The organism is Arthrobacter sp. FW305-BF8, assembly GCF_021789315.1.
In the GTDB taxonomy this organism is placed as follows: Bacteria; Actinomycetota; Actinomycetes; order Actinomycetales; family Micrococcaceae; genus Arthrobacter.
Window position 1 is genome coordinate 4,834,132 of the sequence record NZ_CP084561.1, and the last position, 21,927, is coordinate 4,856,058.

Here is a 21,927-nt window from a genome sequence, read left to right on the forward strand (position 1 = left end):
CTTAGCCCTTCACTCCAGCAGAAACATTTTCGAGCACCACGGCCAGGCCCTGGCCGACGCCGATGCAGATCGCCGCCACACCCCACCGCTCACCGGAGGCCTGCAGGGACCGGGCCAGGGTGCCGAGGATGCGGGTGCCGGAGGCGCCGAGCGGGTGGCCCATCGCGATCGCGCCGCCGTGGCGGTTCACGATAGTGGGGTCGATGCCCCAGGCGTTGATGCACGCCAGGGACTGCGCGGCGAACGCCTCGTTAAGCTCGACGGCGCCCACCTGGTCCCAGCCGATGCCCGCCTTTGCGAGGGCCTTGTTCGCCGCCTCCACCGGGGCGAAGCCGAAGAACTGGGGATCGTTGCCGTGCGCGCCGCGGCCCGCGATCCGGGCCAGCGGTTCCAGCCCCAGCAGCCCGGCGGCGTTCTCCGACCCGATCCACGCAGCGGACGCGCCATCGGACAGAGGTGACGCGTTTCCGGCGGTCACCGTGCCGCCTACTTCGGCGCCCTCCGGCTCGGAACGGAACACCGTCTTCAGCCCGGCCAGCTTCTCGGCCGTGGAGCCGGGCCGGATGCCCTCATCGCGGACCAGGTCCGTGCCGGGAACCGGTGCCACGAGGTTGTCGTAGAACCCCTCGTCCCAGGCAGCGGCGGACAGGTTGTGCGAGTCAGCGGCGAACTCATCCTGCTGCTGCCGGGTCACCCCGTACTTCTCGCGCAAACGCTCGGTGGCCTCGCCCAGGGAGATGGTCCACTCCTTAGGCATCGCCTTGTTCACCAGGCGCCAGCCCAGCGTGGTGGAGGCCAGTGTCATGTCCCCGGCCGGGTAGGGCTTCTCCGTCTTGGGCAGCACCCACGGCGCGCGGGACATTGACTCGGCACCGCCCACCAGCACCAGGTCGGCATCGCCGGCGTTGATCTGCCGGGACGCGATGATCGCCGCGTCCAAAGAGGACCCGCACAGACGGTTGACCGTGGTGCCCGGGATCGAGACCGGCAACCCGGCAAGGAGCGTGCCCATACGGGCGATGTTGCGGTTCTCCTCGCCCGCGCCGTTGGCGTTGCCGAAGACCACCTCGTCAATGCGCTCCACGTCCAAACCGGGCGCGCGGCGAACTGATTCACCGATCACATGCGCGGCAAGGTCATCGGGACGGACCCCGGCAAGGCCGGAGCCGAACTTACCGAACGGCGTGCGTACGGCGTCGTATACAAATGCCTGATTCATGAATTCCTCGAGTTGTCTGTTCTGGGCCCAACTGGGTAGCACTTCAGGGCGTTCTGAGGGCTCAGAACGCCATCTGCTGCTACCTAGTTGGGTGGGGTGGGGGTGTTGTCGAGCCCGGCGCTGTCCGTTGCGGCGCTGTCCGTTGCGGCGTTATCCATTGCTGTGTTGTCCATTGCATGGAAGACCTGCTGGGCTGTCTTGAAGGCGGTGTTGGCGGAGGGAACTCCGCAGTAGATGGCGGTCTGCAGCAGGATTTCCTTGATCTCGTCCCTGCTCAGCCCGTTCGTGATGGCCGCACGGATGTGCATGGCGAGTTCTTCCCAGTGCCCGTGCGCCACCATCGCGGTGATGGTGACGGCGGAGCGCATCTGGCGCGGCAGACCCGGACGGGTCCAGATACCGCCCCACGCGATGCGGGTGATCATGTCCTGGAAGTCCTCGGTGAAGGCGTCCTTCTTGGCGTTCGCCCGGTCGACGTGTGCGTCGCCGAGCACTTCGCGCCGAACTACCATCCCGCCGTCATAAATCTCCTGGCTGGTGGCGTCCGGCTGGACCACACCGTGGCGCCGGGTGCCGGTAACTTCAGCGCCGCTCACTTGCCTGCTCCGCGGGTTTCGGCCCAGGAAATGAGGCTCCGCATCAGCTCGGCCACGTGGGCCGGCGCCTCGGCGGGTGCCTGGTGCGCCACACCTTCCAGCGTGGCTGCGGAGGCGGTGCCTCCACCGGCGGTGATTCCGGCGGCCACCTCTTCAGCGAGCGACGGCGGGGCCACGCCATCCAGCGCACCCGCCACCACCTGCGTGGGTACGGTGATGCTGCCGAGCTGGTCGCGCACGTCGAAGCCTGCAAGGGCCTCGCAGCAGAAGGCGTAGCTGAAGCGGTCGGCGTCGCGCAGGGCATGCAGGAGCCGGCTGCTGAGTTCGGGTTCGCGGTCCATGAACCCGGGTGCGAACCAGCGTTCGGCCGAGCCCTGGATCATCACGGGGGTGCCCTGGGTGCGGACGGTTTCGGCACGTTCCAGCCAGCCCTCGGGGGTGCCGAGCTTGGCGCCCGAGCACTGCACGGAGAGGCTCTTCAGCCGGTCACCGTGCTTGATGCCCAGCTGCAGGCCGGTGGCCCCGCCCAGGGAAACGCCGGCGTAGTGGAACTTCTCGCCCGGGGCGATCGAGTCGACAAGTTCGACGACGGCGTCCGCCAGGTCCGGGACGCTGAAGGTTTCGGCGGCGGCGGCGGAGACACCGTGGCCGGGCAGGTCCCAGGCGACGACGTCGAGATCCTTGCCCAGGAGCGAGCCGACCTGCGCCCACAGCACCGAGGAGGTGCCGAGCGACGGCCCGACGATCAGGAGCGGTTTGTCCCCCAGCGTGCGCTGGGGGGAAAGCAGCACTGCCTTGACTGCTGGTTTAGCCACGGGAATCTCCGTTTCCGTCTGGTTCAGTTGAGGCTGGTTCGGTTTAACTAAGCGCAAAATCCGGGAAGGCGGCCAGGATCCGCCGCGAGATCTCGGCAGCCTGTCCGAGGTAGCTGGCAGGGTCGAGCAGCTCCTCCAGCTGCGCGTCGGAAAGCGTGTCCGCGGGGACGGCCTCGCGCAGCAGCCGGCGGTAGGTTGCGGCCTGTTCGGCCGGCGGTGCCTGCAGCGTCTTGTCGACGACGGCCTGCAGCTGCTGCTTCCCGTCACCGGATCCGTCGGTTCCGTTAACAGCAAGAAGCGGTGCCACCACGGCGGAGACGCCCTCGCTGAGGAGCAGCGGACCGGACAGGTCCAGGTTCCGCCGCATGCCGTCGGGGAAGACCTGCAGCCCCTCCGCGAGTTCCCGGATGTGGCCGGCGGCGCCGAGGGCCAGCGCGAGCAGCTGGCGCAGGGCCGGCCATTCGGTGTGCCATGCTCCGTCGGGGCGTTCGTCGTTGCAGGTTGCCGCGGCAAGGTGCACTTGCGCAGCTAGGCCGGGGGCCTGGAGGGCGGCGCTGCGGACCAGCACGGCCAGTACGGGGTTTTGCTTCTGCGGCATCGCCGAGGAAACTCCACGGCCCGGGGCGCGCGGTTCGGCCACTTCGGCCACCTCGGGACGGCTCAGGAACAGGACATCCGCGGCAATCTTGCCAAGCGCGTCCACCACGGAGGCGACGGCGCCGCCGAGCGACGTCACGGCCAGCCGGTTGGTGTGCCATGGTGCCGGTGCGGCGGCGAGGCCAAGCTGTGCGGCCAGCGCGTCGGACAGTGCAAAGGGATCCGTGGCGGAGCCGGACGTCAGTACGGTCCCGGCCGCGAGCGTTCCCGCCGCCCCGCCGAACTGCACCGGCAGTTCCAGCGCCTCTAGCCCGCGTGCCGCGGCCGCCAGCCCGTGGAACCATTGCGCCGCCCGAAGCCCGAAGGTGAACGGCAGAGAATGCTGGGTCAGGCTCCTGCCGACGCACAGCGTGTCCGCATGCTGTTCCGCCATGCGGGCGAGCGCCGTCGTCGTGCCTTTCACGTCGGCCAGCAGTGTCGCAACGGTGTTGCGGGCCACCAGCATGAGGGCGGTGTCAAGCACGTCCTGGCTGGTCAGCGAGGTGTGGACGGCTTTCGCAGCGCCCACGTTGGCCGTGTCCAGCGCCTTTACCTGTGCCCGGAGATCGGCCAGCAGCGGGATCACCGGGTTTCCCCCGCCCTGAGCGCGGCGGGAAATATCGCCGAGATCGTACCGGGAGGCGTCGGCAGCGTGGGCCACCACCGCAGCAGAGCCGTTGGGAGCAAGGTCGTGCTGCTCCAGCACAGCGGCCCAGCCGGCCTCGACGGCCAGAATCGCCCCGAGCACGGCCCGGTCACCGGTCAGTGCCGCCACCAGGGGCGACGCCAACACGGGGCTGAGCAGCCCATAGTCACCGTGAAGCCCGCCGCCTCCCGCTGCCTGGAACCCGGTCACTTTGCAGCGCCCCTGGTTCCGGTTCCTTCGAAGTCGAGGAAGACGGTTTCACCCTCACCCTGCAGGCGGATGTCCCAGGTGAGCCCGCCGTCGGCGTCGCGGCGTGCGATCAGGGTCCTGCGGCGCTCGGGATCCAGGGCGGACAGCAGCGGGTCCTTGGCCAGCGCGTCCTCGTTCTCCGGCAGGTAAACGCGGGTGAAGAGGCGGTTCATCAGGCCACGGGCAAAGACCGCGACGGAGATGAAGGCTGCCGCACCGGGTTCGGTGGGGCCCGGGTTCACTGTGGTGAAGGTGTAGACGCCGGTGTTGCCCACGGCGCTGCGGCCGAAGCCGGTGAAGGTGTAGCCGTCCCGGACCAGCGAGCCGGTTTTGTGCACGATGTTGCCCTCCGAATCCGGCTGCCAGATTTCGAGGATGGCGTCCGGAACAGTGTGTCCGGCGCCGTCGTAGACGGTGCCCTGGAGGCGGATGGAGCCCGGGGATCCGGGCGCCAGCAGCTCGCGGTCCTTGTCGTAGGGCAGGGCGTAGCCGTAGAACGGGCCCACGGTCTGGCCCGGGGTGGGAACAAGCTTGGTGGAGTTACTCATGGTCGTCACCTTCCGCGCCCAGCGCCTCATTCTCGGTCCAGGTCCGCTTGGAGCCCGTCAGGATGATGTCCCAGTTGTAGCCCAGCGCCCATTCCGGCTCGGTGAGGTCGTGGTCGTAGGTGGCCACGAGGCGGTCGCGGGCATCCTGGTCCACGATCGACTGGTAGATCGGGTCCAGCGGGAAGAGCTGGTCGCCCGGGAAGTACATCTGGGTGACGATCCGCTGCGTGAACTCCTGGCCGAACAGCGAGAAGTGGATGTGCGCGGGCCGCCAGGCGTTGAGGTGGTTCTTCCACGGGTAGGCGCCGGGCTTGATGGTGGTGAAGCGGTAGGAGCCGTCCGGGCCGGTAATGCAGCGGCCCACGCCGGTGAAGTTGGGGTCCAGCGGTGCGGGGTGCTGGTCGCGCTTGTGGATGTAACGGCCGGAGGAGTTGGCCTGCCAGATCTCCACGAGCTGCCCGGCGACCGGCCTGCCGTCGCCGTCGAGCACGCGGCCGGCGACGATGATGCGTTCGCCCTGCGGTTCGCCGTTGTGCTGGATGGTCAGGTCCGACTCCAGGGCGTGGACGTCCTGGTGGCCGAACGCCGGGGAGTACAGCTCGATGGTTTCCGGGTCCGTGTGGTGCAGGCTCTTGGTGGGGTGGCGCAGGAGGCTGCTGCGGTACGGCGCGAAGTCCAGGCGCGGCTGGGTTTCCGGCGCCGCACCGTCCTTCAGCGCGCGGGCGTAGGCGTCACCGATGGCCTTGATCTCCGCGGTGAGATCCTGCTGGGTTTCAACGCGCGGCGCTTCAGCGGGGACGTCTGCCGGGGCGGCCGGGGTTGCGGGTACTGCGTCCGACAGGTCCTCGGTCAGCGCGTCGGCGTTGTACGTTGCGAGATTCACGTCTTCAGGCACAGCAGCCTCCTTTCAATCTGTGGTTGGAATCAGTGGTTGGTTACTTGGTCAGTTGGTGCAGGTGGTCGTACTGGACGGCGTGGCGCACCGGCGCGTTGGGGGCTCCGTAGCCGTCATAGTTGCCGCGGCGTTCCACCATCTCGAAGAACACGCTGCCCACCGTGGCAGTGTAGAAGTGCAGGAACTCGCCGTCGGCGTCGCGGTCATACAGCAGGTTGAGGTCCCGGAGCGTGTCCAGGAATCCGGGCTCGAGGTCAAAGCGGGCGTCCAGGTCCTCGTAATAGTTCTCCGGGATCTGCAGGAAGGCCAGTCCCCGGTCGCGGGCGGCGCGGGCCGTTGCCACCAGGTCATCCACTGCGAAGGCGATGTGCTCCTGGTAGGTCTTCCGCGGGGCCGCCCCCGTGCCTGCGCCGTCCTGCTGGATCACCGGGGCCAGGTTCAGCACCAGGCGCACGTCCCGGTCTGAAGTCTGCATGACCTGCGACCGGACCAGACCGCTGGGGCTGGCGACCTCGGCGTACGGCTGCGGCTCCAGCGCCAGGGCACTCGTATAGAAGAGGACAGCCTCGTCGAAGTGCTGCCACGGCTGGGCCAGGTTCACGTGGTCGATCACCGCGGTCCGGGCACCGGACGGAACTTCCAACCCCTGCCCAAATTCAGCAGTCCAGGCGGCCGTACCGTCCGGGTTGCCCTGGCACAGGAAGATCTCGGTGGAGTCGGGGGCGGCGAAGCCCTGGAACACTTCCTCGTTGGCCTGGCTCTTCCGGGGAACGACGGGAGCCTTGAGCTGCTGGGCGCGGGCGGAGGCGATCACCGGGGAGTCGACGTCAAAGCCGAGGGCGGCGATGGCGGGTTCAGCCGCTGCGGGGGCCTGTTCGTTGATGATCACGCGGGCGTGCCCCATGGTCCAGAGCTGGACATCCTTGGTGCGGTGGCGGCCGTTGAACTCGAAGCCGAGCTGGCCGAGGACCTTTTCCAGCACCCCGGTGTCCGCGGCCTTGACTTCGGCGAAGTTGAAGCCGGCCGGCTCCGCCACCTGCGGGAGCGTGGCCAGTTCCATGGGATAACGGCGGCGGGCAGGGGCCGTGGGACCACCAGCGACAGTACCAGGGGCGCCTCCGCCGTTGGCCGCAGTGTCCAGCCACTTGGCGCTCTGCTCCTCCAGCCAGATCAGCGACCGCATGGCGTCGACGGCGGTGCGTTCGACGTCGGACTGCCGGAAGACGTCGTTGAAGACCTCCAGCGACACCGGCCCGGTGTAGCCGGCGCGGACCACGTGGCCCATGAACTTGGCGAGTTCGAGCTGGCCCTCGCCCGGGAAGACGCGGTAGTGGCGGCTCCAGGAGAGCACGTCCATGGAGAGCTTGGGGGCGTCGGCCACCTGCACAAAGAAGATCTTGTCCGCGTTAATGTCCTCGATGGGCGCGGTGTCCCAGTCCCGGGACAGGATGTGGAAGGAGTCCAGGCAGGTGCCGAGGTTGGGGTGGTCCACCTTCTCCACGAGTCGGTGGGCGTGCTCGTAGTCGTTGACATACTTGCCCCAGGCGAGGGCCTCGTAGGCGACCTTGACGCCGTGCTGGCCGGCGAGGTCAGCCAGGGCGGCGAGCTGCGCGGCGCGGAGGTCGTCGTCGTCGATCGTGGCGGTGGCGACGTTGGTGCAGACCAGGATGGTGTCCATGCCCAGCCGGGACATGAGCCGGAACTTGGCCTCGGCCCGGCGGAGGTTGGCCGCGAGCAGGTCCTCGGTCACGCTGTCGAAATCGCGGAACGGCTGGTAGAGGTCCAGCGTGAGGCCCAGGTCGGCGGCCATTTTGCGGACGTCCTCGGGGCTGAGCGACGAGGTGACCAGGTCCTGCTCGAAGATTTCGATGCCGTCGAAGCCCGCGATGGCGCAGGCCTGCATCTTTTCCTTCAGCGTGCCGGAGAGGCAGACGGTGGCGATTCCGGTGCGCATCAGACGGCCACCTCTTCGGCCGCGATGAGCTCGAGGAAGTGGGCGCGCATCCGGTCGGCGTCGGGCTCGAGTCCGGTGAAGATGCGGAAGGCGTCGGCGGCCTGGCCCACGGCCATGCGTCCGCCGTCGAGCACCTGGCAGCCCTTGGCCCGCGATTCGCGGACGAGTTCGGTTTCGATGGGGCGGTAGACGATGTCCGCCACCCAGTGCCGGGGCTCGACAAGTGCCATGTCCAGCGGCGTGCCGGGGTGGGCGGCCATGCCAACGGGGGTGCAGTGCACCAGGCCGTCGGCGGCGGGCATCAGCTGCGGCAGCTCCGCCGTCGTGCGCGCGGTGACGGTGCGGTCCGGGAAGAAGCCGGCCAGTTCGGCGGCGCGTTCGGCGCAGCGCGCCGGATCCATGTCCACGAGCTCCAGCGTCTGCACGCCGGCGGTGAGCAGGGCGTAGGCGACGGCGGATCCGGCGCCGCCCGCTCCCAGCTGCACCACGCGATCCAGCCTGGCGTCGGGGAGGCCGGAGGCGAGGGCGGCGGCAAAGCCGGAGAAGTCTGTGTTGTGGCCGATGAACCGGCCGTCCTGGATGACCACGGTGTTGACGGCGCCGAGGCGTTCGGCGTCGGGGGCGATCTCGTCGAGGTGCCCGAGGACCAGCTGCTTGCAGGGGTGCGTGATGTTCAGCCCGTTGAAGCCCATCCGGTAGGCGCTTTGCAGCAGGTCGCCGACGGCGGCGGCGGGCAGGTCGAGCTCGTGCAGATCGATGGGCCGGTAGAGGTAGCGGACGCCCTGGACGTCGCCTTCGCGCTCGTGCATGTGGGGCGTGAGCGACGGCATCACGCCATCCCCCACAAGTCCTATCAGGTAGGACTCGGCTCGATTGCTCATGCGTGCGGCTCCTTTGACAACGGCACTCGGCCGGCTCGGGCGCCTGCTGCGCCCCGTGCTGGCCGGGTGATACGGATAACAGTACAGCAGAAGTTCATATGATGCACTCCTGTTCTAGATACGAACAACTCGGCTCCAAAGCACGTGCTGCGGCGCACCTTAGCGCTGCGGCAGCCGGGCGGAAAGCTCGACGGCGGCGGCCTGCAGCAGCGGAACCAGCGCCACCAGCGCCTCCATGCTGAGCCGGAACACCGGAACAGCAGTGGCCAGGGACGCAAACGCGGTGCCCTGGGAGTTGAAGACGGGCACCGCCACGGCCCGCATGCCCAGCTCGTTCTCCTCATCCATGACCGCGTACCCCTGCCGCCGGACCTTCTCGATCTCGGCGCGGAAGGCATCCCGGTCGGTAATGGACAGGGCCGTCAGCGGCTCCAGCGGGAGTTCCTCGAGCAGCCGTTCGCGGTCCTCGTCCTCAGCGAAGGCGACGAGTGCCTTGCCGACGGAGGTGGTGTGGAGCGCGCCGAGAAAGCCGGGGTCGCTGGTGACGCGGAAGGTCTGGGGGCCGTCCACCTTGTTTACGGTGAGGTGGTGCATGCCGTCCCGGACGGACAGGATGGTGGCCTCCCCCGTCTCCTCGGTGACCCGGCGCAGGATGGGCAGCGCCGTGCCGGCAAAGCCGTGGTGGTTGGAGACCCGCTGGCCAAGCTGGAAGATGCGCAAGCCCAGATGGTAGCGCCGGCCGTCCGGCTCGTAGTCCACAAAACCGTCGCGGGTGAGCGAGCCGAGGAGCCGGTAGGTGGTACTGAAGGGAAGGTCCGCGCGCCGGGAGATCTCGGCCGCGCTGGCGCCGCGGGGCTCATCCCCCAGCAGGACCAGCAGTCCCAGCGCCTTGCCCACCATGTCGGTGCGGGATTCCCCCTTCGCTGACTTTGTTTCTACGGGGACGCCTGCTTCGGCGGGGGTATCTGCGGCCGCGACGGGGGTCCCTGGGGAGGCGTCTTCGCCTGTGGCTTCCTTCACACTCATAGCTCGATGTTGCCACAATGTGAGAGCTATTTCTAGATCGTGAGCAAGTTTCTTGACAGGTGACTGCCCTCACAGCCATCATTGCTGTATCGCACAAGTAGCTCCCACCATGTGGCTACTGTGTCCGGGTCTTTCCAAGGACCTCCAGCCGCCCCTCTCCCAACCAGGACTGCGGCCGCGACCCCTGATCTGTCCCGCGACAACGTCGTCCCCCTGAAGGAACACCATGAGCCAGACCACCCAGTCCACTACGGCGGGCACTGCTGCCCCGGCCGGGACACCGAAGAAGGCAGCCCTTGCCAGCTTCCTCGGCAGCGCCGTCGAGTACTACGACTTCTTTATCTTCGGCTCCGCAGCCGCGCTGATCTTCCCGCACGTGTTCTTCCCGAACGCGGACGCCAATGCCGCCATCATGTCCTTCGCGACGTTCGGCTTTGCGTACATCGCGCGGCCCGTCGGCGCCGTCATCCTGGGCCACTTTGGCGACCGGGTGGGCCGCCGCAAGGTCCTGATGTTCACCCTGGTCCTCATGGGTGCCTCCACCTTCCTGATCGGCTGCCTGCCGGACTTCAACACCGTGGGCTGGTGGGCGCCGGCGCTGCTGGTGCTGGCCCGCCTCTGCCAGGGCCTCTCGGCTGCCGGTGAACAGGCCGGCGCATCCTCCATGACCCTGGAGCACGCTCCGGACAACCAGCGCTCCTTCTTCACCTCGTGGACCCTGACAGGCACCCAGGGCGGCCAGATCCTGGCGGCGCTTGTCTTCATTCCGGTCCTGGCCCTGCCTGACGAAATCAAGTACGGCATCGGCTGGCGGATCCCCTTCTGGCTCAGCGCCGTGGTTGTGATGGTCGCGTTCTTCATCCGCCGCACCCTGCACGAGCCGCCGGCCTTCGAAGCCGCCCAGAAGTCAGCCCAGATCGCCAAGCTACCCGTCGCGGACCTGCTCAAGACCCACTGGCGCGACGTCCTCCGCGTCATCTGCTGCGCCTTCATCTCTGCCGTCTCCACCGTGTTCGGCACGCTCGCCATCAGCTACGCCAAGACCGTTGCCGGCGTGGACGGCACCACCACTCTCTGGCTCGTGGTGGGCGCCAACCTCGTGGCCCTGGGCACCCAGCCGCTCTTCGGCAGGCTGGCGGACCGGATCGGCCGGAAGCCGGTCTACATCTACGGCGCCCTGTCCAGCGCGGCCCTTGCCCCGCTGTTCCTGCTGAGCCTCGAATCCGGCAACGTGCCGCTGATGTTCCTGGCCGCCATCGCCTTCTTCTCCTGTGGCTACGCCGCCGCCAACGCCGTCTGGCCGTCCTTCTACGCCGAGATGTTCAGCACGAAGGTGCGCTTCTCCGGCCTGGCCATCGGCACGCAGCTCGGCTTCCTGATGGCCGGCTTCGCCCCGGCCATTGTCGCGGCCATGGGCGGCATCAAGCCCGGGGGCTGGGTGCAGATCAGCATCTTCACCGCGGTCATCTGCGGCGTCGCCGCCGTCTCGGCCCTGACGGCGAAGGAGACCTTCAAGGTCCCCACCAAGGAGCTCGGGCTCAAGTAGCCCCGCCCGCCCAACGTGCGTTCCCGCCGTCGTGACCCCGTTTGCTCCCCAAACCGGGTCACGACCGGCGGGTCGCTGCATTTTGGGGCGATTTAGCTTTAAAGAAGGTCACGACGGCGGCCCGCCAGTTGCGGGGCGGCAGGAACCTCAGGTGGCCAGCACCTCGGCGAGGTCGAACTTCACCGGCTCCTCGAGCTGTTCATAAGTGCAGGACTCCGGGTCCCGGTCCGGCCGCCAGCGCACGAACTGCGCCGTGTGGCGGAACCGCTCCCCTTCCATGTGGTCGTATTTCACTTCCAGCACCCGCTCCGGCCGCAGCGGCGTGAAGGACAGGTCCTTGCCCGCGCTCCACCGGCTGCCCTCCGCGTTGCGGGGCGTCCGGGTGCCGTCCTCCTGCTTGGCCCAGGCCCACGGGTGCTCGTCGAAGCTGGTGACCAGGGGCTGGAGTTCCTCGAATAGCTCCTTGCGCCGCTTCATCGGAAAAGCGCCGACAACGCCGACGCTGGCGAGTTCACCGCCGGGTTTGTACAGGCCCAGCAGCAACGAGCCAATCGCGTCGGGGCCGCTCTTGTGCACGCGGTAGCCGGCCAGGACGCAGTCGGCAGTCCGTTCGTGCTTGATCTTGAACATCACGCGCTTGTCCGGCTGGTACGGACCGTCCAGCGGCTTGGCAATGATCCCGTCCAGGCCTGCGCCCTCGAACTCGTGGAACCACTTTCCGGCCAGCTCCGGATCCTGCGTGGCGGCGGTCAGGTGGACCGGGGCGCTGGCCGAGGCGAAGGCCTGCTCCAGGGCCGCGCGCCGCTCCGCGAAGGGACGTCCGCTGAAGTCCTCGTCGCCGAGGGCCAGCAAATCGAAGGCCACGAATCTCGCCGGCGTCTGCTCGGAGAGCATCTTGACCCTGCTGGCCGCGGGATGGATCCGCTGCTGCAGGGCGTCGAAGTCCAGCCGGTCCCCGGAGGAGCCCACCAGGACGATCTCGCCGTCGAGCACGCATTTGGGCGGCAGATTGGCCTTCAGCGCCTCCACGAGTTCGGGAAAGTAGCGCGTCATCGGTTTTTCGTTGCGGCTGCCGATCTCCACGTCGTCGCCGTCGCGGAAGATGATGGAGCGGAATCCATCCCACTTCGGCTCGTAGCTCAGGCGGCCTTCAGGGATGGCACCGACCGATTTGGCCAGCATCGGGGCGACGGGGGGCATGACCGGCAGTTGCATAGGCCCCATTCTTGCCCGGCACCCGTCCGGGCGCCACCCCTTGGCGGCACCACCCCGCCGCGCCCCACCGCGACTGTCCGCCACCCTCGACACGACCACCGCCTCGCCGGTAGACATTAACGATGGCAGCTATCGGTTTCCACGCATCGCATGAACAGATCAGCCCCGGCCAGCTCCTGCAGGACGTCCGGCTTGCCGAGGAGGCGGGCTTCGACGCCGCCATGTGCTCGGACCACATCGAACCGTGGTCTGCGCGGCAGGGGCACTCGGGCTTCGCGTGGTCCTGGCTCGGCGCTGCCCTGGCCAGCACCAGCCTGCGCTTCGGCGTGGTCACCGCGCCGGGACAGCGGTACCACCCGGCCATCATCGCCCACGCCTCGGCCACGCTGGCATCCATGTTCCCCGGCCGGTTCTGGATGGCCCCGGGCAGCGGCGAGAACATGAACGAGCACGTCACCGGCGACCCCTGGCCGCTCAAGGAAACCCGCCAGCAACGGCTGGAGGAGTGCGTGGACGTCATCCGCCGGCTGCACGCCGGCGAGGAAGTCACCCACCACGGCCTGGTCACCGTGGAGCAGGCGCGGATCTGGGACGTGCCGAATCCCCCGCCGCCGCTGATCGCCCCGGCCATCAGCGTGGAGACGGCTCGCCGGGCCGCCGGCTGGGCGGACGGCCTGGTGACGGTGAACCAGCCGGCCGAAAAACTCACGGAAATGCTGGCGGCGTACCGGTCCGAGGGCGGCCAGGGAAAGGCCGTGCTGCAGATCCACCTGTCCTGGGCTCCCCGGGAGGAGGACGCCGTCGCCACAGCCCTCGACCAGTGGCGTTCGAACGTCTTCGCCCCGCCCATCCCCTGGGACCTGCCGACGGCGGCGCACTTCGACGGCGTCAGCACCGACGTCGGGGAGGCCCAGGTCCGGAAATCGGTGAACATCTCCGCCAGCCTGGACCGCCACGTGGAGTGGCTAAGCGAGTACCTGGACCTCGGCTTCGACGAACTGTACCTCCACTTCGTGGGGCAGGACCAGGCGCCGTTCATCGATGCCTTCGCGGGCAGCGTCCTGCCGCAGCTGCGCAAGGTGCCGGTGGCATGAACATCGCGGAGACTTCGGATCTGTGGTGGAAGACCGCCGTCGTCTACTGCCTGGACGTGGAGACCTTCTTTGACCACGACGGCGACGGCACCGGTGATTTCAGCGGCCTGACCCAGCGGGTGGACTACCTGGCGGCACTGGGGGTGAACTGCATCTGGCTGATGCCGTTTTATCCGTCACCGGACCGGGACGACGGGTACGACGTCACGGACTTCTTCGACGTCGACCGCCGGCTGGGCACGCTCGGTGACTTTGTGGAGTTCATCCGCACTGCGAAGGACCGCGGCATCCGGGTGATCGCGGACTTCGTGGTCAACCACACCTCCAACCAGCACCCCTGGTTCGTGGAGGGCCGCAAATCCGTGGACAACCCGTACCGGGACTACTACGTCTGGCGGAGCGATCCGCCGCCGGACACGTCCTCCGAGGTGGTTTTCCCGGGTGAACAGACCTCCATCTGGACCCAGGACGACGCCACCGGTGAGTGGTACCTGCACATGTTCATGGAGCACCAGCCGGACCTCAACGTGACCAACCCCAAGGTCCGCAACGAGATCGCCAAGGCCATGGGCCTCTGGCTGGAGCTGGGACTGGACGGGTTCCGGCTGGATGCAGTGCCGTTTTTCCTGGAGACCCGCGGGGCGCCCAAGGACGAGGCGGCCACCATCGACCCGCACGACTACCTCAGGGCCCTGCGCAGCTTCGTCAACCGGCGCAACGGCGGGGCGGTGCTGCTGGGCGAGGTGAACCTGCCGTACAAGGACCAGCTGGAGTATTTCGGCGGCGCTGAGGGCAACGAGTTGAACATGCAGTTCGACTTCATGTCCATGCAGCACCTCTACCTGTCGCTCGCCAGGCAGGACGCGCGCCCGCTGGCCGAGACGCTGAAGACGCGCCCGCGGCTGCATCCGGACAACCACTGGGCGATGTTCGTGCGCAACCATGACGAGCTCACCCTGGACAAGCTCAGCGACGGCGAGCGGGAGGAGGTCTTCGCCGCCTTCGGACCTGACAAGAACATGCAGCTCTACGGCCGCGGGCTGCGGCGCAGGCTGCCGCCGATGCTGGACGGCGACGCCGACCGGATCCGGATGGCCTACTCCCTGATGTTCTCCCTGCCGGGCACGCCGGTCCTCTTCTACGGCGAGGAAATCGGCATGGGTGAGGACCTGCGGCAGAAGGGCCGCGCCGCCGTCCGCACGCCCATGCAGTGGAACGGCGAGAAGAACGGCGGCTTCTCCAGCGCGAAGGTGTCCGAGCTGGTGGTCCCGCTGGCCCGCGGGGAGTACGGCCCCGAAAAGGTGAACGCGGCCAGCGCCAAACGGGACCCCGAATCGCTGTGGAACTTCATGGCCACCCTCATCCAGCGGTACCGCGAGTCACCGGAACTGGGCTGGGGCGAGTTCGCTGTCCTCGAGCAGCCGGAGCCGGCCGTCTTTGCGCACCGCTGCAGCTCGGCAGAGGCAACGGTGGTGCTGCTTCACAACTTCGGCGAGGCGCCGGTCAAGGTCGCCGCGAACGTCGGATCCCGGGACAGCCCGCCGCGGGCTTTCAGGGACGCCATCCTGCTGGATCTGTTCGACGGCGGGAACGTACCGTTGGAGGCCGACGGCGGGTTCACCGTTGAGCTGGGGCGGTACGGCTACCGCTGGTTCCGGGTCCACCGGCCCGGCGACCGCCTGGCGCCCTGAGGGGCCCTGAGCCGGGCCCTTCGGGCCTAACGGTCCCGGCGGAACACTTTCACCTCCCACGGGCGCAGCTCCAACTGCTGCGGTCCTGCCGCCGGCGCCTCGCCGGCGTCCGGCGGATAGTTGCCCAGCACCAGCTCAGCCGTTCCTAGGCCGCCAAACCAGCCGCCGTCGTCAACCTCGGCTGTCCGGCCGGTCCCCGAAAAGTTGGCCAGCACCAAAAGTTCCGCCTCCGGAAGGGACCGCGTGAACGCGTAGACGTGTTGGTCGTCGGGCAGCAGCATGCTGAAATCCCCGTAGGCGATTACGGGATCCGAGTGCCGGAGGGCTATGACCTTGCGGTAGAAGTTGAAGACCGAGTCGGGATCGTCAACCTGGGCGGCGGCGTTGATGGTGTTGGCGTTGGGGTTCACGGCAATCCAGGGCGCCCCGGTGGTGAAGCCGCCATGCCGGCTGGCGTCCCACTGCACGGGTGTCCGGGCATTGTCCCGGTTCAGCGGTGCCAGGGCGGCGAGGACCTCGGCGTCGGTGTGGCCCAGGTGCGTGGTGGCCTCGCGGTGGTGGTTGAGGACTTCGATGTCGCGGTAGTCGCTGATGGCCCCGAATGCCATGTTGGTCATGCCCAGCTCTTCGCCCTGGTAGACGTACGGCGTACCGCGGTGCAGGTGCAGGACCGCGGCCAGCATTTTCGCCGACAGCTCGCGGTACTGGCCGTCGTCGCCGAACCGGGAGACGGCGCGGGCCTGGTCGTGGTTACCCCAGTAGAGGCTGTTCCAGCCGCGCTCCGCGAGCCCCTCCTGCCAGCGGCCCAGGGACTTCTTCAGGTCGGTGAGCAGCAGCTTCTTGGGCCGCCACTTATTGCCGCCCTCCTGGTCGAGGGCCACGTGCTCGAACTGGAACACCATGTCCACCTCCCCGCGGCCGGGATCGGTGAAGAGGGCGGCGTCCTCCACGGTGACGCCCGGCATCTCGCCCACGGTGAGCAGGTCCTTGTCCCGCCCCGCGAAGACCTCCTGGTGCATCTCCTGGAGGAACTCGTGGATGCGCGGTCCGCAGATGAAGTGCGGGCCGCCGTCGCCGTAGAGCATCCCTTCGGCCTGCGGGCCGTCCGGCAGCGACTGCTCCTTGGAAATGAAGTTGATGACATCCATCCGGAAGCCGTCCACACCGCGGTCCAGCCACCAGTTCATCATGTCGTACACGGCCGCCCGCACCTCCGGGTTTTCCCAGTTGAGATCCGGCTGCTTCCTGGAGAACAGGTGCAGGTAGTACTCCCCCGTCTTTGCGTCGTACTCCCAGGCCGGCCCCGAGAAGGCCGATCCCCAGTTGTTTGGCTCCGCACCGGGCATTCCGGGAGCAGGTTCACCAGGCCCGACGCCCTCGCGCGGCGGCCGCCACCAGTACCAGTTCCGCTTCGGGTTGTCCTTACTGGAGCGGGACTCCGCGAACCACGGGTGCTCGTCGGAGGTGTGGTTCACCACCAGGTCCATCACCAGCTTCATGTCACGCGAGTGCAGGCCGTCCAGCAGTTCGTCGAGGGTTTCCAGGTCGCCGAACACGGGATCGATGTCGCGGTAGTCGCTGATGTCGTAGCCGTTGTCATCCTGCGGCGAGCGGTACACCGGTGAAAGCCAGACGACGTCGACCCCCAGCTTTTGCAGGTAGTCCAGCTTGCCGATGATCCCGCGGAGGTCACCGATGCCGTCGCCGTCCGAGTCAGCGAAGCTGCGCGGATAGATCTGGTAGACCACCGCGCTCTTGAACCACTCCCTGCCGGCGCGGTAAGCCGTTTCTGCCTCGGTTTCCTGCGTGGTCATCGCTGGCTCCTCCTGGTCGACGGTGGCGGGCTGCTGGCCCACTGAAAGTCTTGTTCCAGAAGAATCGGCGGTCAATGGCTTGGCTAGAAGGCCTCAGCGGATACCGTCCGGAATGCAGGATGGGGTGGCGGAAACCGCCGCGGCGCCGGAAACTAACCGGACGCTAACGGGCAGGAAACGCGTGCGCAACAATGCCACGCCACACTTGGTTGTGCCGGCAATTGCAGGCACCAGCTCCAGCTCAGGAGGCCACGCCATGTTGAAGGAAGCCAAACCCCACATCACCCGGGTCCGTGCCCTGGACCAGCTGCACCGCGGCGACGAGATCGAGGCCCGCCTGTCGGTGGGCCCCAGCTATGACGATGTCATCGTCCGCCGCGGCAGCGTCCAGGAGACAGCCCCGGGCATCGGCGTCGTCTGGATCATGGACCATCACTCGGGCATGCGCAAGGCCATCAATACGGACGAATGCAGCGTCTGGCGCGTCGCCTGAGCGAGCTAACCGCCAGCCACGGACTGGATAATCAGCACTTCCTGGCCGGCAGAAACTTCCGTCTCCAGGCCGCGGAGACGCCGGACCTCCTCACCGTTCACGTAAATATTCACGTAACGGCGGAGCGCACCCGTCTCGTCCCGCAGCCGCCTGGCGAGCACCGGGTAGGTTCCGGTCACGGAATCCAGCAACCAACCCACAGTCACCGCCCCGTCGGCGGGTGTAGTCAGTATGGACTGCCCGCCGGCGAGCGGCTGGAGGACGCCGGGAAGGACCACGCTGATCTCAGCCACCGCACATCCTCACGCGGGGGTCGCCGCTGCAACGGGCGCTCCAGCCACCACGGCAGCGCGAACGCACAGCACATCCGGCAGGTGGGACGCCACCTCCGCAAAGGTTTCGCCCTCGTCCGCGCTGGCATACACCGCGCCGCCGCGCGTTCCGAAGTACACCCCGGCGGGTTCCGCGGAATCCACGGAAGCCGCGTCCCTGAGCACCGCATTGAATTCTGACTGCGGCAGCCCGGAGTCCAGGCGCTTCCACGTGGCGCCGGCGTCGTCGGTACGGTGCACGGCGAGCTTTCCGTCCGGCGGGATGCGTTCGCCGTCGGCCTTCAGGGGAACAACCCAGGCCGTGCCTGCACGCCGGGGGTGGGTCAGCATGACGAACCCGAAATCGGCCGGCAGGCCCTCCGCTATCGATTCCCAGTTCTCGGCATTGTCGTCGGTGCGGTACACGCCGTGGTGGTTCTGCGCGTAAAGGCGGCCGTCGACGGCGGCATCCGCGGCAATCTTGTGCACGCACTGGCCGAATTCCGGGTTGGGATCGGGCATGAAGTAGGCGGAGATCCCTTTGTTCCGCGGCTCCCAGGACGTCCCGCCGTCGAGCGAGCGGTAGACGCCTCCCGTGCTCATGGCGACGTGCACGTTGTCCCCGGAGGAGTTGACCACGATCGAGTGCGCGGCTGCGCCGCCATATCCTGCACCCCATTCGCTGCGGTGCGGGTGGTCCCACAGTCCGCGGTTCAACTCGAAGTGCTCGCCGCCGTCGGTCGATTTCCACACCGAAATCGGCTCCGCACCGGCCCAGACCACCCCCGGACGGGATTCGGCGTCGGGGTAGATCTGCCAGATGCGTTCCACGGCGGCGTCGGTGCCTTCGGGGAACTTGATGGCACCCTGCTCGGGCTCGGTCCAGCTGGCACCGAGGTCATCCGAGTGGGCAACGTAGGGGCCCCAGTGCTCGGACCGCACCCCCACCATGATGCGGGTGCGGCCGTCCCGCGTATCGATTCCGATGCTCGGTATCTCGCTCATCAGGAAGTGCGGGCCGGAATAGGACCATTGCTTCCGGTCCTGGCTGGTGGCCAGCCAGAGGCCTTTTTTGGTCCCGATCGCTAAGACGAAACTCTCTGAGGCATTCATGCTCCCCATGCAACCACTCCGCTGGAGGGGCTGCAATGGTTTGAGCCCCCGCGGGTTTCGTGGGTTTCGTTGCCCGGGCGGGACCTAGGACCCCGTCCTTGCACCGGCTTTGGCGCTGCCGGCTTTCCCGGCGCGGCGGTTCCGCCACCACCGGCGGAGCAGGTCGGCCGCTGCCAGGATTCCGGCCAGGGGCGTCAGAACGGCAGCGGCGTAGACAAACAGCAGCCATGTCAGCGTGGCGATCGGAGGCTGGCTCCGGCTCAGCAGAGACAGGCCACCAAAAAGGCCCGCCACCCAGAAGAGCACCACCAGCGTCAGCACGGCTGCCGCCGGAAAGTACTCGTTCCGCACCACCCTCTTCAAGGTTTCCACCACTGATCCTCCTGCGCCTTGCATCCCCATGAGACCAGTATGCGACGCAGACCCGCTGTCACCGAGACGGCACGGCGAACGTGTGATGAATCCAACCGCTGCCTGGCCTGGCTGCATTCTGTCAGTCGGGAGGACTACACTGCATTATCGAACATATATTCGAAACAAGGTGTGTTGTGGGTGTGATCATCGGACCGCGCGTGATAGAGGCGGGACTTTCCCTGCGGCTAGTGCTGATTTCGCCCGTGGCCGTGGCGGCGGGCTTCCCGTCCCCCGCCCAGGACTACTTTGACGGGCGGATCGACCTCAATGAGCACCTGATCAAGGACATCACCAGCACCTATATCGTGCGGGTATCCGGGGACTCGATGGAACAGGCCGGCATCAGCGACGGGGACGAACTGATCGTCAACCGGGCGCTGGAACCGCGCGACGGGTCCGTGGTCGTCGCGGTGCTGGACGGTGAGCTCACCGTCAAGCGCCTGAAGGTCACCGCGGCAGGCGTGGTGCTCCAGGCCGCCAACCCTTTGTATCCGGACATCAACGTCCCCGCCCTGGCCGATCTCACCATCTGGGGCGTGGCCACGAGGTGCCTGCACCATGTCTAGTTCGCGGCAGCAAATAGCGCTGGTGGACGTGAACTGCTTCTACGCCAGCGCGGAGCGCGCCTTCGACCCCTCCCTGGAAGGCAAGCCGCTCGTCGTGCTCTCCAACAACGACGGCTGCGCCGTGACCCGCAGTCCGGAGGCCAAGGCCCTGGGGATCAGCACGGGCGATCCGTGGTTTAAGCTCGCCCCTCGGGCCAAGGAATGGGGCCTCATTGCCCGGTCCAGCAACTATGAACTGTACGGCGACATCAGCTCCCGCGTCATGGAACTGCTGGGACGCTACTCGGCCTGGCTTGAGGTGTACAGCATCGACGAGGCGTTCCTGGGCATCAAGGGCAGCCCCGAGAAGGTGGTGGGTCTCGGCCGGACCATCAAGGCCGCGGTCCAGCGCAACGTCGGGGTGCCCGTGTGCGTCGGCATCGCCGCCACCAAGACGCTCGCCAAACTGGCCAACCGGTGGGCAAAGAACAACCCTGCGCTCGGCGGGGTGTGCCGCTGGGAGTCGATGGAGCCGGAGGTACGCGAACTGCTCATGGCCCGGCTGCCGGTCTCGGAGGTGTGGGGTGTGGCGGGCCGGCTCGAAAAGCGGTTGAACGCCCTTGGGATCTGCACCATCCTCGAGCTGAGCCGTGCCGATCCGGTGATGGTGCGCGACCGCTTTTCAGTGGTGCTGATGCGTACCGTGCTCGAACTGCGCGGGACGCCCTGCATACCGCTGGAGGAGGAGCGAATGGGTCGGGACCAGCTGATCTTCTCCCGCTCGTTTTCCACTCCCTTGGCGTCAGCTCCTGAATTTCGCCAGGTCCTGAGCGTCTACGCGCAACAGGCGAGTGCCCGGCTGGCCCGGCACCACCTCCAGGCCAAGGTCCTCACCGCGTTCGCCGGCACGTCCCATTACAATCCGAAGGACAAGTCGTTTCCCTCGGTATGCGTTCCGCTGCCCATGCCCACCTCAGACCCGGTACTGCTCACTAGGGCCGCCCATGCCCTGCTTCCCGCGATCCAGGACGGCGTCAAGTACGCCCGTGCCGGGATCATGGTCACCGACCTGCGCCCGTCCGGCAACCAGCAGCCACTTGAGCCCTTCGCCAACCCGCACGAGGAACGCGGGATCGGCCCGCTGGTTGAGCAGGTCAGCCGGAAGTGCGGCAGGGGCACCATCGGACTCGGGTTCGCAGGCCTAAGGACCGGGCTGGATTGGAGCATGAAGCGTGAAATGCGTTCGCCACGCTACACGACGCACTGGGACGAGTTGCCGGTGGTGCGTGCGGCCTGACCGGCCACGCGTCCGCGGACCGTTCAGTCCACAAATTCAGACTGCGTCTCGATGAAATCCCACTCGGCTTCGGTCAAGACTGCCTGCGGTGTATCCGGGTGCGGACCTCCCGCCTCGGCGATCCCCTGCATCACGAACAGCGGAACGTCACCGGCCCGCAGGTTTTCGCGAAGCCACTCCTTGCTTTTCAGGTCAAGATCAAGCCACCACATGTAAATCTGCATGGGACGCCGCCTTTCTACGTCTCCACGCTAGGCTCGCCACGGCCGGGATTCAAGGGAAAATCAGCACTCTTCTCCGCGGGACAGCACCCGTGCCGCAGGGCCAAAAACCGTCGCTGAGCTGGGCCGAAAGGGCTGTGGCTATGGTCTTTCCTGACGCCGCAGGCACACAATTGATTATGGATGCAGAGCATTTCAGCGGGCCGCCTCCCCTCCTCGTGGGCATGGTCCCCGGTCAGCATCCGGAGGTCCTCAAGACCGCGGTCACTCTGGCCCAAAAGCTGTCCGCCCCGCTGCTGTGCGCCTACGTGGACGAAGCAAGCTACCTGGTTGAGTGGGATCCCGCGCGCTCTGCGCACCGGCTTTCGCTGCATCCCGACAGGGACGACGACGACATCCGTTCCGTGACGACGGAACTGAAGTCGGCCATCGGCTCGGCCCTACAGGACGGAGGGCCGGCGTGGACCTTGCGCACGCTTGCCGGGGATCCCGCACGGGCCCTCGGCAGGCTGGCCTCCGAGGTCAATGCCCCCATGATCATTGTGGGCACGCCGGAGCGCGGCTTCGGGCACCGGATCACTGAACTCCTGAACGGCTCCGTGGCCGCATGGCTCACCCACCACCAAAGCCGCCCCGTGTTGGTGGTCCCGTTCCGGATGGCCGCACACCAGGACAGGGCCGAGTAGCCAGCAGCCGCCCAAGACAATG

At 67.4% G+C, this 21,927-nt stretch carries 22 protein-coding genes; 7 read left to right on the forward strand and 15 right to left on the reverse strand.

Going from position 1 to position 21,927, the window contains the following annotated elements; genetic code table 11:
• Position 1 precedes the first annotated feature (1 nt).
• From LFT45_RS21920 to LFT45_RS21960, 9 genes are all read right to left on the reverse strand, one after another.
• Positions 2 to 1,219, reverse strand: a complete 1,218-nt coding sequence (locus LFT45_RS21920; protein WP_236805868.1) for a thiolase family protein — start codon at positions 1,217 to 1,219, stop codon at positions 2 to 4.
• Positions 1,220 to 1,302: 83 nt separating this feature from the next.
• The gene (gene pcaC, locus LFT45_RS21925) at positions 1,303 to 1,815 is read right to left on the reverse strand and encodes a 4-carboxymuconolactone decarboxylase (protein WP_236805869.1); all 513 of its coding nucleotides are present in this window, start codon (positions 1,813 to 1,815) and stop codon (positions 1,303 to 1,305) included.
• Complete coding sequence (locus LFT45_RS21930; protein WP_236805870.1) at positions 1,812 to 2,630, reverse strand: alpha/beta fold hydrolase; 819 nt, start codon at positions 2,628 to 2,630, stop codon at positions 1,812 to 1,814. Before LFT45_RS21930 ends, pcaC begins: the two co-directional genes overlap by 4 nt.
• Positions 2,631 to 2,673: 43 nt before the next feature.
• Positions 2,674 to 4,122 carry a lyase family protein gene (locus tag LFT45_RS21935; RefSeq protein WP_236805874.1) on the reverse strand — a complete coding sequence of 483 codons (1,449 nt, stop codon included), beginning with the start codon at positions 4,120 to 4,122 and terminating at the stop codon, positions 2,674 to 2,676.
• Positions 4,119 to 4,709 carry a protocatechuate 3,4-dioxygenase subunit alpha gene (pcaG, locus tag LFT45_RS21940; protein WP_236805876.1) on the reverse strand — a complete coding sequence of 197 codons (591 nt, stop codon included), beginning with the start codon at positions 4,707 to 4,709 and terminating at the stop codon, positions 4,119 to 4,121. Before pcaG ends, LFT45_RS21935 begins: the two co-directional genes overlap by 4 nt.
• On the reverse strand, positions 4,702 to 5,604 hold the full coding sequence (gene pcaH, locus LFT45_RS21945; RefSeq protein WP_236805878.1) for a protocatechuate 3,4-dioxygenase subunit beta: 903 nt from the start codon (positions 5,602 to 5,604) through the stop codon (positions 4,702 to 4,704). The genes pcaG and pcaH overlap by 8 nt, the downstream gene beginning before the upstream one ends.
• A 40-nt stretch (positions 5,605 to 5,644) precedes the next feature.
• On the reverse strand, positions 5,645 to 7,558 hold the full coding sequence (locus LFT45_RS21950) for a bifunctional sugar phosphate isomerase/epimerase/4-hydroxyphenylpyruvate dioxygenase family protein (RefSeq protein ID WP_236805879.1): 1,914 nt from the start codon (positions 7,556 to 7,558) through the stop codon (positions 5,645 to 5,647).
• Complete coding sequence (locus tag LFT45_RS21955; RefSeq protein ID WP_236805880.1) at positions 7,558 to 8,439, reverse strand: shikimate dehydrogenase; 882 nt, start codon at positions 8,437 to 8,439, stop codon at positions 7,558 to 7,560. The genes LFT45_RS21950 and LFT45_RS21955 overlap by 1 nt, the downstream gene beginning before the upstream one ends.
• 159 nt (positions 8,440 to 8,598) lie before the next feature.
• The gene (locus LFT45_RS21960; RefSeq protein WP_442863581.1) at positions 8,599 to 9,465 is read right to left on the reverse strand and encodes an IclR family transcriptional regulator; all 867 of its coding nucleotides are present in this window, start codon (positions 9,463 to 9,465) and stop codon (positions 8,599 to 8,601) included.
• A gap of 226 nt (positions 9,466 to 9,691) precedes the next feature.
• On the opposite strand from LFT45_RS21960, the gene LFT45_RS21965 reads away from it, so the two are divergent.
• Positions 9,692 to 11,011 (forward strand): MFS transporter, encoded by a 1,320-nt coding sequence (locus LFT45_RS21965; RefSeq protein ID WP_236805881.1) that lies wholly within the window; start codon positions 9,692 to 9,694, stop codon positions 11,009 to 11,011.
• 147 nt (positions 11,012 to 11,158) lie between these two features.
• Here the strand turns inward: LFT45_RS21965 and LFT45_RS21970 are convergent, their stop codons facing one another.
• Entirely contained in the window at positions 11,159 to 12,226 is a 1,068-nt protein-coding gene (locus tag LFT45_RS21970; protein WP_236805882.1) for an ATP-dependent DNA ligase, read from the reverse strand.
• A 122-nt stretch (positions 12,227 to 12,348) separates the two neighbouring features.
• Between LFT45_RS21970 and LFT45_RS21975 the strand changes: the two genes are divergently transcribed.
• Both LFT45_RS21975 and LFT45_RS21980 read left to right on the forward strand, forming a co-directional pair.
• Positions 12,349 to 13,320: a TIGR03885 family FMN-dependent LLM class oxidoreductase gene (locus tag LFT45_RS21975; RefSeq protein ID WP_236805883.1), complete on the forward strand. Its 972-nt coding sequence runs from the start codon at positions 12,349 to 12,351 to the stop codon at positions 13,318 to 13,320.
• On the forward strand, positions 13,317 to 15,011 hold the full coding sequence (locus tag LFT45_RS21980) for an alpha-amylase family protein (protein ID WP_236805884.1): 1,695 nt from the start codon (positions 13,317 to 13,319) through the stop codon (positions 15,009 to 15,011). The genes LFT45_RS21975 and LFT45_RS21980 overlap by 4 nt, the downstream gene beginning before the upstream one ends.
• Positions 15,012 to 15,037: 26 nt before the next feature.
• Here the strand turns inward: LFT45_RS21980 and LFT45_RS21985 are convergent, their stop codons facing one another.
• Positions 15,038 to 16,825 carry a glycoside hydrolase family 13 protein gene (locus tag LFT45_RS21985; RefSeq protein ID WP_236805885.1) on the reverse strand — a complete coding sequence of 596 codons (1,788 nt, stop codon included), beginning with the start codon at positions 16,823 to 16,825 and terminating at the stop codon, positions 15,038 to 15,040.
• Between the two features lie 256 nt (positions 16,826 to 17,081).
• On the opposite strand from LFT45_RS21985, the gene LFT45_RS21990 reads away from it, so the two are divergent.
• Positions 17,082 to 17,318, forward strand: a complete 237-nt coding sequence (locus LFT45_RS21990; RefSeq protein ID WP_102972536.1) for a hypothetical protein — start codon at positions 17,082 to 17,084, stop codon at positions 17,316 to 17,318.
• Positions 17,319 to 17,323: 5 nt separating this feature from the next.
• Here the strand turns inward: LFT45_RS21990 and LFT45_RS21995 are convergent, their stop codons facing one another.
• From LFT45_RS21995 to LFT45_RS22005, 3 genes are all read right to left on the reverse strand, one after another.
• Positions 17,324 to 17,611: a MoaD/ThiS family protein gene (locus tag LFT45_RS21995; protein ID WP_214851966.1), complete on the reverse strand. Its 288-nt coding sequence runs from the start codon at positions 17,609 to 17,611 to the stop codon at positions 17,324 to 17,326.
• Positions 17,612 to 17,620: 9 nt separating this feature from the next.
• Positions 17,621 to 18,751, reverse strand: coding sequence for a WD40/YVTN/BNR-like repeat-containing protein (locus LFT45_RS22000; protein WP_236805886.1), 1,131 nt, complete (start codon positions 18,749 to 18,751; stop codon positions 17,621 to 17,623).
• 75 nt (positions 18,752 to 18,826) lie between these two features.
• Positions 18,827 to 19,114, reverse strand: a complete 288-nt coding sequence (locus tag LFT45_RS22005; protein ID WP_236805888.1) for a hypothetical protein — start codon at positions 19,112 to 19,114, stop codon at positions 18,827 to 18,829.
• A gap of 176 nt (positions 19,115 to 19,290) precedes the next feature.
• On the opposite strand from LFT45_RS22005, the gene LFT45_RS22010 reads away from it, so the two are divergent.
• Both LFT45_RS22010 and LFT45_RS22015 read left to right on the forward strand, forming a co-directional pair.
• Complete coding sequence (locus LFT45_RS22010) at positions 19,291 to 19,722, forward strand: LexA family protein (RefSeq protein ID WP_236805891.1); 432 nt, start codon at positions 19,291 to 19,293, stop codon at positions 19,720 to 19,722.
• Positions 19,715 to 20,998 carry a Y-family DNA polymerase gene (locus tag LFT45_RS22015; protein ID WP_236805892.1) on the forward strand — a complete coding sequence of 428 codons (1,284 nt, stop codon included), beginning with the start codon at positions 19,715 to 19,717 and terminating at the stop codon, positions 20,996 to 20,998. The genes LFT45_RS22010 and LFT45_RS22015 overlap by 8 nt, the downstream gene beginning before the upstream one ends.
• A gap of 23 nt (positions 20,999 to 21,021) precedes the next feature.
• Here the strand turns inward: LFT45_RS22015 and LFT45_RS22020 are convergent, their stop codons facing one another.
• On the reverse strand, positions 21,022 to 21,222 hold the full coding sequence (locus LFT45_RS22020) for a hypothetical protein (RefSeq protein ID WP_102972543.1): 201 nt from the start codon (positions 21,220 to 21,222) through the stop codon (positions 21,022 to 21,024).
• A 176-nt stretch (positions 21,223 to 21,398) separates the two neighbouring features.
• Between LFT45_RS22020 and LFT45_RS22025 the strand changes: the two genes are divergently transcribed.
• Positions 21,399 to 21,905, forward strand: a complete 507-nt coding sequence (locus LFT45_RS22025; protein ID WP_236805893.1) for a universal stress protein — start codon at positions 21,399 to 21,401, stop codon at positions 21,903 to 21,905.
• The last annotated feature ends 22 nt before the right edge of the window (positions 21,906 to 21,927 follow it).

Bases quoted from the DNA above. Each gene is read 5' to 3' on its own strand.
- LFT45_RS21920 (WP_236805868.1), bottom strand. From the start codon at position 1,219: ATGAATCAGGCATTTGTATACGACGCCGTACGCACGCCGTTCGGTAAG.
- pcaG (WP_236805876.1), bottom strand. From the start codon at position 4,709: ATGAGTAACTCCACCAAGCTTGTTCCCACCCCGGGCCAGACCGTGGGC.
- LFT45_RS21950 (WP_236805879.1), bottom strand. From the start codon at position 7,558: ATGCGCACCGGAATCGCCACCGTCTGCCTCTCCGGCACGCTGAAGGAA.
- LFT45_RS21955 (WP_236805880.1), bottom strand. From the start codon at position 8,439: ATGAGCAATCGAGCCGAGTCCTACCTGATAGGACTTGTGGGGGATGGC.
- LFT45_RS21960 (WP_442863581.1), bottom strand. From the start codon at position 9,465: ATGAGTGTGAAGGAAGCCACAGGCGAAGACGCCTCCCCAGGGACCCCC.
- LFT45_RS21965 (WP_236805881.1), top strand. From the start codon at position 9,692: ATGAGCCAGACCACCCAGTCCACTACGGCGGGCACTGCTGCCCCGGCC.
- LFT45_RS21970 (WP_236805882.1), bottom strand. From the start codon at position 12,226: ATGCAACTGCCGGTCATGCCCCCCGTCGCCCCGATGCTGGCCAAATCG.
- LFT45_RS21975 (WP_236805883.1), top strand. From the start codon at position 12,349: ATGGCAGCTATCGGTTTCCACGCATCGCATGAACAGATCAGCCCCGGC.
- LFT45_RS21980 (WP_236805884.1), top strand. From the start codon at position 13,317: ATGAACATCGCGGAGACTTCGGATCTGTGGTGGAAGACCGCCGTCGTC.
- LFT45_RS21985 (WP_236805885.1), bottom strand. From the start codon at position 16,825: ATGACCACGCAGGAAACCGAGGCAGAAACGGCTTACCGCGCCGGCAGG.
- LFT45_RS21990 (WP_102972536.1), top strand. From the start codon at position 17,082: ATGTTGAAGGAAGCCAAACCCCACATCACCCGGGTCCGTGCCCTGGAC.
- LFT45_RS22000 (WP_236805886.1), bottom strand. From the start codon at position 18,751: ATGGGGAGCATGAATGCCTCAGAGAGTTTCGTCTTAGCGATCGGGACC.
- LFT45_RS22015 (WP_236805892.1), top strand. From the start codon at position 19,715: ATGTCTAGTTCGCGGCAGCAAATAGCGCTGGTGGACGTGAACTGCTTC.
- LFT45_RS22020 (WP_102972543.1), bottom strand. From the start codon at position 21,222: ATGCAGATTTACATGTGGTGGCTTGATCTTGACCTGAAAAGCAAGGAG.
- LFT45_RS22025 (WP_236805893.1), top strand. From the start codon at position 21,399: ATGGATGCAGAGCATTTCAGCGGGCCGCCTCCCCTCCTCGTGGGCATG.